This window comes from Undibacterium sp. SXout7W (assembly GCF_049339385.1).
Taxonomy (GTDB): Bacteria; Pseudomonadota; Gammaproteobacteria; order Burkholderiales; family Burkholderiaceae_D; genus Undibacterium.
The window spans coordinates 24,319-36,977 of sequence record NZ_JBMPPF010000019.1 but is presented as its reverse complement, the minus strand read 5'-3'; the positions used below and the strand labels follow the sequence as shown (position 1 = coordinate 36,977).

The following is a 12,659-nucleotide window of genomic DNA, read 5'->3' as shown; positions in this document are numbered from 1 at the left end:
AAGGAGAAATGATGAAACAAGTTACAGCAATTATTAAACCATTCAAACTAGATGAAGTACGTGAAGCCCTTGCAGATGTGGGTGTAACGGGCTTGACCGTAGTCGAGGTGAAGGGATTTGGTCGCCAGAAAGGTCATACTGAGCTGTATCGTGGCGCAGAATATGTGGTTGATTTTTTACCAAAAATCAAAGTGGAAGTCGTTGTCGATGACAAAATCTGCGACAACGTAGTGGACGCCATTATTAAGGCAGCGCATACCGGCAAGATTGGCGATGGTAAGATTTTCGTTCAGAATGTAGAGCAGGTTATCCGCATCCGTACTGGTGAGACTGGTTCGGATGCAGTTTAATTTGCAGTTGAGCTAAATAGGGAATGACCTTGATGTTGCTGAGGTCAGGATTTCAGCAACACAATCAATGCGCCAGAGCCACCATCTGCAGCAGTGGCCTGGCTAAAAGCCAGTACTTCATCTTTTTGAATCAGCCAGTTTCTGACTTTGTGCTTCAGCACAGGCTCTTTATTGACAGAGCCCAGACCTTTGCCGTGAATGATGCGTACGCAGCGAGTGCCGTTTCTCCCACATTTACGTAAAAATTCCCCCAGAGAATCTCTTGCCTGATCACGTCTTAATCCGTGAAGGTCAAGTTGTGCCTGTATTACCCAATGACCTTTACGTAACTTGCGGACTACATCTGAACCTACACCTGGCCGCGTGTAACTGAGGTTTTCGTCAGTTTCCAGCAAGGAGTCTGCATCAAATTCGTCCGAGAGCGATTCTTGCAAAGCGGCTTGTTCATCCGCAATATGCTGAAACGGCAGTGGCGCGGGGCGTTGTGGCATCGACAGATGCTTTGCCGATGCCTTAATGGGTTCTACGCCGCCAATACTGGATCGAAAAATATTAGCTTCGGCTTTTGCTTTTTTTTCCTGTTCAGCGCGTAAAGCGTCCGCCCGCTGCCTGGCTTCCTGTTGTTCTTTCAGTTGCTGACTTAACGATTTAAGGTCAGCAAAATTTTTCAAAGAAGACATGATGGCAAGCCAGCTTATTCTTCCAGGAAACGTTGCGCATCAAGCGCTGCCATGCAACCTGTTCCTGCGCTGGTAATCGCCTGACGGTAAATATGATCTTGCACGTCGCCTGCTGCAAACACGCCAGCGATGCTGGTAGCGGTTGCCATGCCTTCATTGCCAGTACGGGTTTTGATATAGCCATTGTGCATGTCAAGCTGGCCCTCGAATATGCTGGTGTTTGGCTTATGACCGATGGCGATAAATACACCGTGTAATGGGATGGCACTGATACTGCCGTCCGCCGCTTTGATATTGATGCCTGTGACACCTGAATCATCACCAGTCACCTCATCGAGAGTGTGATTCCATTTGACCTCGATTTTTCCTTCTGCCACTTTGGCCATCAGACGGTCAATCAGAATCGCCTCGGCACGGAACTTGTCCCGACGGTGAATGACAGTCACTTTGCTGGCGATATTGGACAGATACAGCGCTTCTTCCACTGCAGTGTTGCCACCGCCGACAACAGCAACTTCTTTGCCTCGATAAAAGAAGCCGTCGCAGGTAGCGCAGGCAGAAACGCCTTTACCCATAAATGCCTGTTCGGATGGCAGCCCCAGATATTGTGCCGACGCGCCTGTTGCGATGATCAGCGAGTCGCAGGTGTATTCCGCCTGATCACCAATCAGCCGGATGGGCTTTTCTTCAAGCTTTGCAGTATGAATGTAATCAAAAATAATTTCTGTATTGAAACGCTCTGCATGCTGTAAAAAACGTTGCATCAATTCTGGACCTTGTACGCCCATCGGATCAGCAGGCCAGTTTTCTACGTCCGTGGTCGTCATCAACTGGCCGCCTTGTTCCACGCCAGTAATCAGAACTGGATTTAAATTCGCACGGGCAGCATATACCGCTGCAGAATAGCCAGCAGGACCGGAGCCGAGAATCAGTACTTGAGCGTGTTTAGGTGTGGACATGAGCAGGCCTACAGAAAAAAGTTGATCAATGTGTGAAGATATATCTTCGTTGTTGCTGGCAGGTGGCGGTTTATTTACAAAAAACAAGCCTTCAGGTGTTTTTACGCCTGCCTGGGAGATTAATTGCAAATTATAGTCTATCCGTAGCCGCTGCGTCAGTGGACAGGGTTTGCGGTAACCGCCTTACATGCTATCTTGTCAGCCTTTGATGGCCGTATGAATGATGTCTCCCTTTGTCTATGACTACAAGTAACGAAGCCTACACACGTACCAACAAGGCAATGCCCCCGCCACCGTTGCCGAATAAATTCGTTGTGCTGCTGATGGAAGCGCGCTGGATATTATTTGCAGCACTGAGTGTATGCCTGATGCTGATATTGATCAGTTATTCCAAGGCAGATCCCGGCTGGTCCCAATCGAGTGTGGTGCCTAAATTTCATAATATGGGCGGACGCCTGGGAGCCTGGCTGGCCGACGTGCTGCTGTATATTTTTGGGTTTTCAACCTGGTGGTGGTGCATCGCCTCATTGCGCCAAGTCTGGAAGGCTTACCAAAAACTGGCCAGCCGCTTTGACTTGCAGGCAGAAGCGGAAGAAGAGCATCAGTCTGAAAAAATCATACAAATGTTCGGTTTTGCGCTTTTATTGGCCGGTAGCATGGGCATTGAGTATTTACGCATGCATACGCTCAAAGTTGCTTTACCGCTTGCACCGGGTGGAGTGTTAGGTGAGTTGATCGGTAAAGCAACATTTTCTGCTATTGGTTTTACAGGAGCGACACTGTTGTTGCTGATGATGATTGCACTTGGCATCAGTCTTTATTTTCATGTGTCCTGGTTGACGATTGCTGAGCGTATTGGCGGTGCGATTGAGTTTGTATTTGTATTTATTCAGAATAAGCATGAAGACGCGGAAGACCGGCGTGTTGGTCAGACTGCCGCTGTCAAGCGCGAAGAGGCCGTCGTACAGGAGCGCGCAAAAATCGTCGAGGCTCCTCCTGTGCGCATTGAGCCGCAAGTCGTTGCAGTGCAACGTTCCGAGCGGGTCGAAAAAGAAAAACAGGTATCTCTGTTCAATGAATTGCCTGACACGAACCTGCCGCCGATTTCTTTGCTGGATGACGCACCACCAGTGCAGGAAACTGTCAGCATACAGACGTTGGAATTTACCAGTCGTTTGATAGAAAAGAAATTATCTGATTTTGGCGTTGATGCCAAAGTAGTGGCTGCGTACCCTGGCCCTGTGATTACCCGCTATGAGATTGAACCGGCAACCGGGGTCAAGGGAAGTCAGATCGTCAATCTGGCGCGCGATCTGGCGCGTTCTTTGTCACTGACATCAATCCGCGTCGTGGAAACAATCCCAGGTAAAAATTACATGGGACTGGAATTGCCTAACCCCAAGCGCCAGATTGTCCGGCTGACGGAAATTCTGGGATCCAAAGTCTATAACGATAGCTCCTCCAGCCTGACGGTCGCTTTAGGTAAAGATATTGCAGGCAATCCGATTTGTGCCGATCTGGCGAAGATGCCGCATTTGCTGGTAGCTGGTACGACTGGTTCAGGTAAGTCTGTTGGTATTAATGCGACGATATTGTCACTGCTGTACAAGTCAGATCCGAACGACGTGCGCATGATACTGATCGATCCTAAGATGCTGGAAATGTCAGTCTATGAAGGCATTCCGCATTTGCTGGCACCGGTGGTGACGGATATGCGTCAGGCTGGACATGCCCTGAACTGGGCAGTGGCCGAAATGGAACGCCGCTATAAGCTGATGTCCAAACTGGGCGTGCGTAATCTGGCCGGTTACAACGTCAAAATCGCAGAAGCGGCAAAGAAAGAACAGCATATTCCGAATCCATTCAGCCTCACGCCGGATGCGCCGGAACCGCTCGATAAATTGCCAACCATCGTCATCATCATTGATGAGTTGGCCGATCTGATGATGGTGGTGGGTAAAAAGGTGGAAGAGCTGATCGCCCGTATTGCGCAAAAAGCGCGTGCTGCCGGCATACATTTGATTCTGGCAACGCAGCGACCATCGGTGGACGTGATTACCGGCCTGATCAAGGCGAATATTCCTACCCGTATCGCGTTTCAGGTCAGCAGTAAAATCGACTCGCGCACGATTCTCGATCAAATGGGTGCAGAAACCTTGCTCGGTATGGGCGATATGTTGTACATGCCGCCCGGCACCGGTTTGCCGGTGCGGGTACACGGCGCGTTTGTGTCGGATGAAGAAGTGCATCGTGTGGTCGAGCATTTAAAAGCCCAGGGCGAGCCCAATTATATCGAAGGCATACTCGAAGGCGGCACCTTGGAAGAGGGTGGTGAGAGCGGCGCTGCGGGCGAGGTTGCCGGTGGTGGCGAGGCCGATGCCTTGTACGATCAGGCTGTAGCGATCGTATTGAAAAACCGCCGCGCTTCGATTTCGCTGGTGCAGCGGCATTTGCGTATTGGTTACAATCGCGCTGCCCGCTTGCTGGAACAAATGGAACAAAGCGGGGTCGTATCAACGATGCAGTCGAACGGTAACCGTGAAATTCTGGTCCCGATCGGAAATGCTGAGTAGCCATGGATAGCCGCGACAGGCGGATCAGGCTGACGTTGTGATAAGTAGTACAGATGAGTAATCAAGGAAAATCAGTGAAGAAGCAAAGTAAAGCATTACGCGGTCTGCTGGCATGTGTTGTTGCCACCACGCTGTTACCCGCAATCGCCATGGCGTCTGCGGTTGATCAATTCAAATCCTTTGTCTCGAACACCAAAAGTGCCAAAGGTGAATTCGTTCAGCAGCAGATCAAGATGGTGGATGGCAACCCTAAAGTCTCCAAGACCTTCAGCGGCGCGTTTGTTTTCGCCCGTCCTGGGAAATTCATCTGGACTTACCAAAAACCTTACGAGCAAGTGTTGCAGGCCGATGGTGAAAAACTCTTCATCTTTGATAAAGATCTGAATCAAGTCACGATCAAAGAATTAGGCAATGCTTTGGGTTCCAGCCCTGCAGCGATTCTGTTTGGCAGCGCTGGTGCCGCTGATCTGGATAAAAATTTCGTCCTCAAAGATGTGCCATCGAAGCAGGGCATGGAATGGCTGGAGGCGACTGCGAAAGCCAAAGGCAGCCAGTTTGATCATATCGGCATCGGCATGAAAGACGGCGTTCCTTACGCTTTGGAATTGCGCGATCAGTTTGGTCAGGTGTCGTTGGTGACGCTCAAAAGCATGGAAAAAAATCCGGCTTTGAAAGTAGATCAGTTTAAATTCGTCGTCCCGGCCGGGGCGGATGTGTTCCGCCAATAATGTTGGCAAATGAGATGACAAATGAGATGACAAATGAGATGGCAGATGTGATTGCATGATGAACGCACCACGTAAGAAGCTCGCGCCGCTGGCAGAGCGCATGCGTCCGGCGACGCTGGATGATGTGATCGGGCAGCAGCATATTCTGGGCGAGGGCAAACCGCTACGCGTTGCGTTTCAGTCTGGTGAGCCGCATTCGATGATCCTGTGGGGCCCGCCGGGTGTGGGTAAGACCACGCTGGCGCGCCTGATGGCGGATGCGTTTCATTGCGAATTTATCGCCTTGTCCGCTGTTTTATCAGGGATTAAAGATATACGCGAAGCGGTCGAGCGCGCACAGATACTGCAGGCGACCTCGCAACGCCGCACCATCTTGTTTGTTGATGAAGTCCATCGTTTCAACAAAAGTCAGCAAGATGCTTTTTTACCGCATGTGGAAAGTGGCTTGTTCACCTTCATCGGCGCGACCACCGAAAATCCTTCATTCGAAGTCAATAGCGCTTTGCTGTCGCGGGCTGCTGTGTATGTGCTGAAATCGCTGACGGATGACGATCTTGCGCTGATGGTGGATCGTGCCTGCGAGCGTCAGCTTGATGGTTTGCAGATGTTGCCGGAAGCGAGAGCCAGTCTGGTGTCCAGCGCCGATGGCGACGGTCGTAAATTATTGAATAACCTCGATATTGTGGCGCATGCCGCGACTGCCAAACATTTAACTGTCGTTGATCCAGCCTTGCTCAGTGAATGTCTGGGCGACGCTTTGCGGCGGTTTGATAAAGGCGGTGACGCGTTTTACGATCAAATTTCTGCCTTGCATAAATCGGTGCGTGGATCGAATCCTGATGCTGCGCTCTACTGGCTGGTGCGCATGCTCGATGGTGGCGCTGATCCACGCTACATGGCGCGCCGTATTGTCCGCATGGCGTCGGAAGATATCGGTCTGGCTGATCCGCGCGCTTTGCGTATCTGTCTGGATGCAGCTGAAACCTATGAACGTCTGGGCTCGCCGGAAGGCGAGTTAGCGCTGGCGGAGGCGGTGATTTACCTCGCTTGCGCCGCGAAATCAAATGCGGTTTATAAAGCCTATAACGCCGTCAGGGCGCTGGTCGCCAAAGATAAATCCCGCGTCGTGCCTGAACATTTGCGGAATGCGCCGACCAAGTTAATGAAGCAACTCGGTTACGGCAAACTGTATCGCTATGCCCACGATGAACCGGATGCGTATGCCGCTGGTGAAACCTATCTGCCGGAAGGCTTGGAAGGGGAATCCTGGTATCACCCTGTGCCGCGCGGACTGGAAATCAAAATTGCAGAAAAGCTCGCGTATTTGCGGCGGCTGGATGATGAGGTGGACGGCGTTTAACGGCGTCTGTCGATTTGCTGATGCGCTTGATCAGGTTTCAGCGCATTTGCTAATGTCAAAACGCGGCAAAAAAAACGCTCAGAAATCACTCAAAAAGCAGGAAAAAGCCTGAAATATACTCCCGGGGGTATCTATTTTTTCCAGCCTATCCCCCTTTGTTTGTATAGAGATAAGCTGATTTTGCTCATATACTCCCCATTATTTGCATTTACATGCGCTGGATAGCGTTGAAATTCAGTCGCGGTCGCATGCTATAAGTTTAGGGAAATTCGCCCGCCCTTGCTACAATAGCCGATTAGCTCATTCCACTTATTCGTATCAGATCACTATGATAGATATTCAACTCCTGCGTAAAGATATCGCCGCTGTTGCCGCGCGTCTTGCTACCCGTAAATTCAAACTCGATGTCGATGCGTTCAACGCGCTGGAAGGTGAACGTAAGCAGATTCAGTCCCGCACTGAAGAACTGCAAGCCAAGCGTAACAGCCTGTCCAAACAAATCGGTATGCTCAAAGGCAAAGGCGAAGATGCTTCCGCAGTGATGACCGAAGTCGGCGGCATCGGCGACGAATTGAAAGCCTCAGAAGTCCGTCTGTCAGAAGTGCAGACCGCCATGACAGCATTCTTGCAGACGATTCCTAATCTGCCGCACGAATCTGTGGTGGTGGGGCAGGATGAATCGGCGAACGTCGAAATCCGCAAAGTTGGCACACCGCCAGTGTTTGATTTCGAGGTCAAAGATCACGTCGATATCGGCTCCGCACTGGGGCTGGATTTTGATACCGCAGTCAAATTAACCGGTTCACGTTTCTCTGTAATGAAAGGCGGCATGGCGCGTCTGCATCGTGCGCTGGCGCAATTCATGCTCGACACGCAAACTGTTGAACACGGCTACACAGAAATGTACACGCCGTACATGGTGAACGCTGATTCCATGCGCGGTACCGGCCAATTGCCGAAATTTGAAGAAGATTTGTTTGCCGTTAAAAAGGGCGGACAAGATGGCGAAGGTGAAACGCTGTATCTGATCCCGACATCTGAAGTGACATTGACCAACACTGTGCGTGACGAAATCATTCCAGCGGATGCTTTGCCGATCAAGATGACGGCGCATACACCATGCTTCCGTTCTGAAGCGGGCAGCTATGGTCGCGATACACGCGGCATGATACGTCAGCATCAGTTCGACAAAGTGGAAATGGTGCAGATCGTACATCCGGAAAAATCTATGGAAGCACTGGATGAAATGGTCGGTCATGCCGAAGCGATTCTGAAAAAGCTGGGCTTGCCTTACCGCGTCGTCAGTTTGTGTACTGGCGATATGGGCTTTGGCGCGACCAAAACTTTCGATCTGGAGGTATGGTTGCCAGCACAAAATACTTACCGCGAAATTTCATCGGTATCGAACATGGAAGCCTTCCAGGCGCGCCGCATGCAGGCACGTTTCCGCAATGCGCAAGGCAAACCAGAAGCGGTGCATACGCTGAATGGCTCTGGCCTGGCAGTGGGACGCACGCTGGTCGCGGTGCTGGAAAACTATCAGCAGGCAGATGGCTCCGTGGTGATTCCGGAAGCGCTGCGTGCGTACATGGGTGGCATCGAAAAACTTGAGCCAGTCGCCAAATAACTTCTCGTTATTCTGCTCGTAAAAATTAAAAAAACCTCATGTTATGTCCTGACGTGAGGTTTTTTTGTATGGTGGCTGTTGATCGATTTATCAGTTGATGTCAGATTCAATAGAACAATAAATAGAACAATAATGCGGCTGCTTACTGAAGGTCAGAGATCAGGATTTACGCAACGTTGTTCCGGCAGGGTAGGGCAACGAAGGTGGTACGAGTTTTACAGAGCTTATGCCAGGCTTTACGAAAAAACGCTTTAACGCTCTGAGTCGGTTTTGCATAAGTCCTCTATGATCTCAATCATATCCGTATATCTCATGTTTGCAGGCGCGTCTCCAGCTCTGCGCGGCGATCAACAAACAAGCTGTTACCGTGAATTTTCTTGGCTTGTTTTTTAGCTTCTGAGGCAGCTAAAGAAATCTGGTGGTGAGAATAGTATTTGTTTAATCGTGATTTCACTACGCCTAATGACAAACTGACGAGTGGATAAAATACTTTTTTCCCTTGTCTGTCTTCGCTCAGATAGCCTCCACGCTCCCGATCTTCATTGCTGTAAAAGTCATATATCGCGCTGGCGAAACTATGTAGGATGCCCTGACAGCGTACTTCCCAGTCGTCACTGCGAAACAGAATAATGAAATCGTCACCGCCAATATGTCCGATAAAATCCAGTTGTGGATCGCAGTGTTTTTTTAATATTTCGCTGGTCATCTGTATGATGTCATCGCCGCGGCGGTAACCATACACATCATTGAATGGTTTGAAATGATCAAGGTCACAATAGCAGGCGCAGAATGCTTCTTTTCTCAACAATAATTGTTCTATGTGTTCATTGATCGGCACATTACCAGGCAACTGCGTCAGCGGATTGGCATAGCGGGCTGCGTTGATCTGCATTTGTGTGATTTCCCGCATCAGATCAGGGCCTGTTCCTAAGCCTATGTATCTACCCTGATCCGTAATAATGATGCCGTTAATCAGGTGTTCAGGATTTGCCTCTACAATGATGTGACTGACATCCTGCATACTGGTATTTTTTTCTACCATGATGGGGTGTGGGTCCATAAAGATGGTGCAGGGCTTTTTGCCATACAGTTCGCGCTGATATGGGCGGGCAAAGCGATCAATCATATGATATCGATTGATGAGTCCAACAGGTACGCCATCATCAACTACCGGCAAAATTTGTAATTTGGGATGTTGCAAGAAAATTTCGTCCACCTGATTGTTCAGCATTTTGGATGGAATAGTCGGCGGCGTTTTTAAGATTTTTTCGACAGTGACGATACCTTCCAACGAGCCAAAGCTACGTTGCGGTGTTAAATGCGGGATCGGTGTCAGCACCTTGGAGACCTCGGCAGATAAGGCTTTCGCAGGAGTGGGGTGAGGGCGTGCAATATAGTAGCCTTGCCCACATGCCACGCCAAGGTCACGTACCGCCAATAATTCTGCTTGTGTTTCTATTCCTTCGGCGACGACCCGCGTATCGGATTTTTCTGCAATGCTTTGTATGGAACGGACAAACTGCGCCTTGACCGGATCGCTGTCTATGCCCTGAATAAAATGCATGTCGATTTTGACGTAATCTGGCTTTAACTCAGACCACAGACGCAAGCTGGAAAATCCTTCTCCAAGATCGTCAATCGCAATCTCAAACCCCATTTCACGATAATGCACCACCGCCTCACATAGCAGAGCATAGTCGTGAGTTGGCTGGTATTCAGTCAGTTCGATGATGACACTACGTGGATCAATTCCCAGTTCATGAATGTAATCGAGAGTTTCGCCATATCGCATATCGCGTTGCAGCAGGCATTCAGGGCTGACGTTCAGAAATAATTTGCCTGGCAATTTTTGTGCAGCAAATTGTTCGAGTACAACTCTGCGGCAAAGATGCTCTACTTGCACGGTTAAATTGTTTTCCCATGCAGCTTTAAACAAATTGACTGGCGAATGGAGTGAGCTGTCGGAAGGGCCGCGTATTAGTCCCTCATAGCCGATGATATCGCCATTGTGCATTTGTACTATCGGTTGGAAACGCGCTGTCAGCAAGCGGTTTTCAATGATGCGCTGTAACTGAAGGGAGGTAGCCGCCTCTTTGTTTTTCACTGGAAGGGAAAAAAGATTATCGGCAATGATCGTTGCCTGAGGGAGGGAGTTCACGGAATCTCCAATCACGATGCGGTTCACTAATACATTTTTCATATTAAGGGTAATGTGCAACATGGCGATGTTGCGTTACAGCAGATAATTAACTGATTGAATATAGTGATCCTTTATGACACGATGATGTCATGGGGGAAATATTTGTTGATCTCACAAGCGTATATCAAAGCAAATTCAACAGGAATTTCCTTCCTAGTCGAGATTGAGAATTTTTGCTATAATTATTGGCTTAGTTTAAAAGCTAAATATGCCGGAGAGGTGGCAGAGTGGTTGAATGTACCTGACTCGAAATCAGGCGTAGGGTCAAACCTATCGGGGGTTCGAATCCCCCCCTCTCCGCCAGAATTAAGTTTCAAGCAGTTCCAAGAAACACCAAAAACCCGCGATTCTCCCAGTGAGTACGCGGGTTTTTCGTTTCAGAACGTGCCAGACGATACATTGACATCCCACTTTTTTGCATCCATGCTTGCATCCATGGATGAACCCACCTAAAAGCCATGGATGCAAAATGCCGAAACTCGCTACCCCGCTAACTGATATACAGGTCAAAAACAGCAAGCCCAAAGAGAAGATATGGACGCTGGCCGATGGGAACGGCCTGTATCTGGAAATTACCCCCACTGGTAAAAAGAGCTGGCGCATGGCTTACCGGCGACCCGTCACCAAGAAAAACAACCGCCTGAGCTTTGGCGACTACCCGTTGATCAGTCTGGCTGAGGCAAGAACTAAATGTCTGGCCGCATCAAAGTTGCTGAAGGAAGGCATTGACCCTGCCGCCGAGCGTGACGAAAAGAAGCAACTTGCCGCTGAATCTGCCGCCCATACCTTTGAGAAAATTGCCCGCGAATGGCATAACACCCGCTTAGGTGCATGGAGTGCATCTACGGCCAAGGACACAATCAACCGGCTAGAGAAAGATATTTTTCCAGAGATAGGCAAACTTCCTATCAGCGAAGTAACGCACAAGCAAATGATTGCGGCCTTGCGCAAGATTGAAGATCGTGGCGCAGGTGAAATCGCGCACCGCCTGAAGGCGACATGCGCACGAGTATTCAGCTATGCGAATCAGCACGGCATTGAGAACCGCAACCCCGCCGCCGACCTGAAAGACGTACTTAAACCAGTGAAGGCCGGACACTTCGCCGCCATTGCGCCAGATGAATTGCCTGCCTTTCTGGAATCCATTAACAAAAACGATGCCAGACTGTACGCGCCGACCCGCATCGCCCTACGCTTGATGCTGCTGATTTTTGTTCGTAGTAGCGAACTCCGCACCACACCATGGAGCGAAATCAATTTAGACACTGGTGAATGGATAATCCCATGGCAGCGCATGAAGCGCGGCAAGCTGACCATTAACCCAGACCAGACAGATCATCATGTCTGCCTGTCTCGCCAAGGGCTGGAACTGCTAAAAGAACTGCATGGCTATACCGGCGGCAGCACTTACCTATTCCCGAACCAGCGCGACCATAGCAAACCCATGTCCGGCGATGCTATCCGTATGGCCTTAAACCGCATGGGCTATGAAGGCAAAATGACGACGCACGGTTTCCGCGCCTTGGCGATGACCACACTCAAGGAAAAACTGGGCTACCGGCATGAGACCGTGGACAGGCAACTTGCCCACGCCCAAAAAGACAAGATCGCCAGCGCTTATGATCGGGCGCAATTCTTGGATGAACGCAAAAAGATGATGCAGCACTGGGCGGATTACTTGGACGGCGTGAAGGTTTCCGGTAACGTTATTCACGCGACATTCAAGCAAGCCTGAACGCTGGCGCAGCCTGCAAGCCGTTTTAGCCTTGAAACCCTTATGAAATATAGCCGCCGTGTGCGGCTTTTTTATGCCCACCATCAAAGCCACAAAAAATAGAAGCCTTATCTCAGCAAAAACAGGTGTACCGGTGTACCAAACAGTGGAAACCAGCGCCAGCCTTAGCTTTTCATGGAACACAATATATATAAATAGGTGTACCAAAGGTGTACCAAAGGTGTACCAACTGTGTACCAGCTAAAAACAGCCTTCCATTTCATGCGGGTTTGCAAGGTAAAAGCGGTGAAAGGCTGCACCGGCTATGGGTTTTGAATGAAATCGTGTTGATTTGAAACCAGCCTGCACCTTCTGGAATGCCGCGCAGGGGGAATTTTCTTGCGCAACTGCCCAGCGGCGATTAATCAAACTGCATGTTTGCGCTATACTTGAACAGTTATTTGTACA

General features: G+C 49.7%; 9 protein-coding genes and 1 tRNA gene. 7 read left to right on the top strand and 3 right to left on the bottom strand.

Annotated elements, in window-relative coordinates:
• Window positions 1–11 precede the first annotated feature (11 nt).
• Complete coding sequence (locus tag ACO0LB_RS16535) at window positions 12–350, top strand: P-II family nitrogen regulator (RefSeq protein ID WP_423051159.1); 339 nt, start codon at window positions 12–14, stop codon at window positions 348–350.
• Window positions 351–394: 44 nt separating this feature from the next.
• On the opposite strand, the gene ACO0LB_RS16530 is transcribed toward ACO0LB_RS16535, so the two are convergent.
• Both ACO0LB_RS16530 and trxB read right to left on the bottom strand, forming a co-directional pair.
• Complete coding sequence (locus ACO0LB_RS16530) at window positions 395–1,030, bottom strand: Smr/MutS family protein (RefSeq protein ID WP_423051046.1); 636 nt, start codon at window positions 1,028–1,030, stop codon at window positions 395–397.
• 14 nt (window positions 1,031–1,044) lie between these two features.
• Window positions 1,045–1,989, bottom strand: a complete 945-nt coding sequence (trxB, locus tag ACO0LB_RS16525) for a thioredoxin-disulfide reductase (RefSeq protein WP_423051044.1) — start codon at window positions 1,987–1,989, stop codon at window positions 1,045–1,047.
• A 239-nt stretch (window positions 1,990–2,228) separates the two neighbouring features.
• Between trxB and ACO0LB_RS16520 the strand changes: the two genes are divergently transcribed.
• The 4 genes from ACO0LB_RS16520 to serS all read left to right on the top strand — a co-directional run bounded on the left by ACO0LB_RS16520 (window position 2,229) and on the right by serS (window position 8,277).
• Complete coding sequence (locus tag ACO0LB_RS16520; protein ID WP_423051042.1) at window positions 2,229–4,562, top strand: DNA translocase FtsK; 2,334 nt, start codon at window positions 2,229–2,231, stop codon at window positions 4,560–4,562.
• A 53-nt stretch (window positions 4,563–4,615) separates the two neighbouring features.
• A complete protein-coding gene (gene lolA / locus ACO0LB_RS16515; RefSeq protein ID WP_423051040.1) occupies window positions 4,616–5,290 on the top strand; it encodes an outer membrane lipoprotein chaperone LolA in 675 nt (224 codons plus the stop codon).
• Between the two features lie 55 nt (window positions 5,291–5,345).
• Complete coding sequence (locus ACO0LB_RS16510; protein ID WP_423051038.1) at window positions 5,346–6,650, top strand: replication-associated recombination protein A; 1,305 nt, start codon at window positions 5,346–5,348, stop codon at window positions 6,648–6,650.
• 328 nt (window positions 6,651–6,978) lie between these two features.
• Window positions 6,979–8,277: a serine--tRNA ligase gene (serS, locus tag ACO0LB_RS16505; RefSeq protein WP_423051036.1), complete on the top strand. Its 1,299-nt coding sequence runs from the start codon at window positions 6,979–6,981 to the stop codon at window positions 8,275–8,277.
• Between the two features lie 310 nt (window positions 8,278–8,587).
• On the opposite strand, the gene ACO0LB_RS16500 is transcribed toward serS, so the two are convergent.
• A complete protein-coding gene (locus ACO0LB_RS16500; RefSeq protein ID WP_423051157.1) occupies window positions 8,588–10,381 on the bottom strand; it encodes a GGDEF domain-containing protein in 1,794 nt (597 codons plus the stop codon).
• A gap of 309 nt (window positions 10,382–10,690) precedes the next feature.
• On the opposite strand from ACO0LB_RS16500, the gene ACO0LB_RS16495 reads away from it, so the two are divergent.
• A tRNA-Ser gene (locus tag ACO0LB_RS16495) sits at window positions 10,691–10,780 on the top strand.
• A gap of 166 nt (window positions 10,781–10,946) precedes the next feature.
• Window positions 10,947–12,212, top strand: a complete 1,266-nt coding sequence (locus ACO0LB_RS16490) for a tyrosine-type recombinase/integrase (protein WP_423051034.1) — start codon at window positions 10,947–10,949, stop codon at window positions 12,210–12,212.
• Window positions 12,213–12,659 lie beyond the last annotated feature (447 nt).

Bases quoted from the DNA above. Each gene is read 5' to 3' on its own strand.
- serS (WP_423051036.1), top strand. From the start codon at position 6,979: ATGATAGATATTCAACTCCTGCGTAAAGATATCGCCGCTGTTGCCGCG.
- ACO0LB_RS16530 (WP_423051046.1), bottom strand. From the start codon at position 1,030: ATGTCTTCTTTGAAAAATTTTGCTGACCTTAAATCGTTAAGTCAGCAA.
- lolA (WP_423051040.1), top strand. From the start codon at position 4,616: ATGAGTAATCAAGGAAAATCAGTGAAGAAGCAAAGTAAAGCATTACGC.
- ACO0LB_RS16510 (WP_423051038.1), top strand. From the start codon at position 5,346: ATGATGAACGCACCACGTAAGAAGCTCGCGCCGCTGGCAGAGCGCATG.
- ACO0LB_RS16520 (WP_423051042.1), top strand. From the start codon at position 2,229: ATGACTACAAGTAACGAAGCCTACACACGTACCAACAAGGCAATGCCC.
- ACO0LB_RS16490 (WP_423051034.1), top strand. From the start codon at position 10,947: ATGCCGAAACTCGCTACCCCGCTAACTGATATACAGGTCAAAAACAGC.
- trxB (WP_423051044.1), bottom strand. From the start codon at position 1,989: ATGTCCACACCTAAACACGCTCAAGTACTGATTCTCGGCTCCGGTCCT.
- ACO0LB_RS16535 (WP_423051159.1), top strand. From the start codon at position 12: ATGAAACAAGTTACAGCAATTATTAAACCATTCAAACTAGATGAAGTA.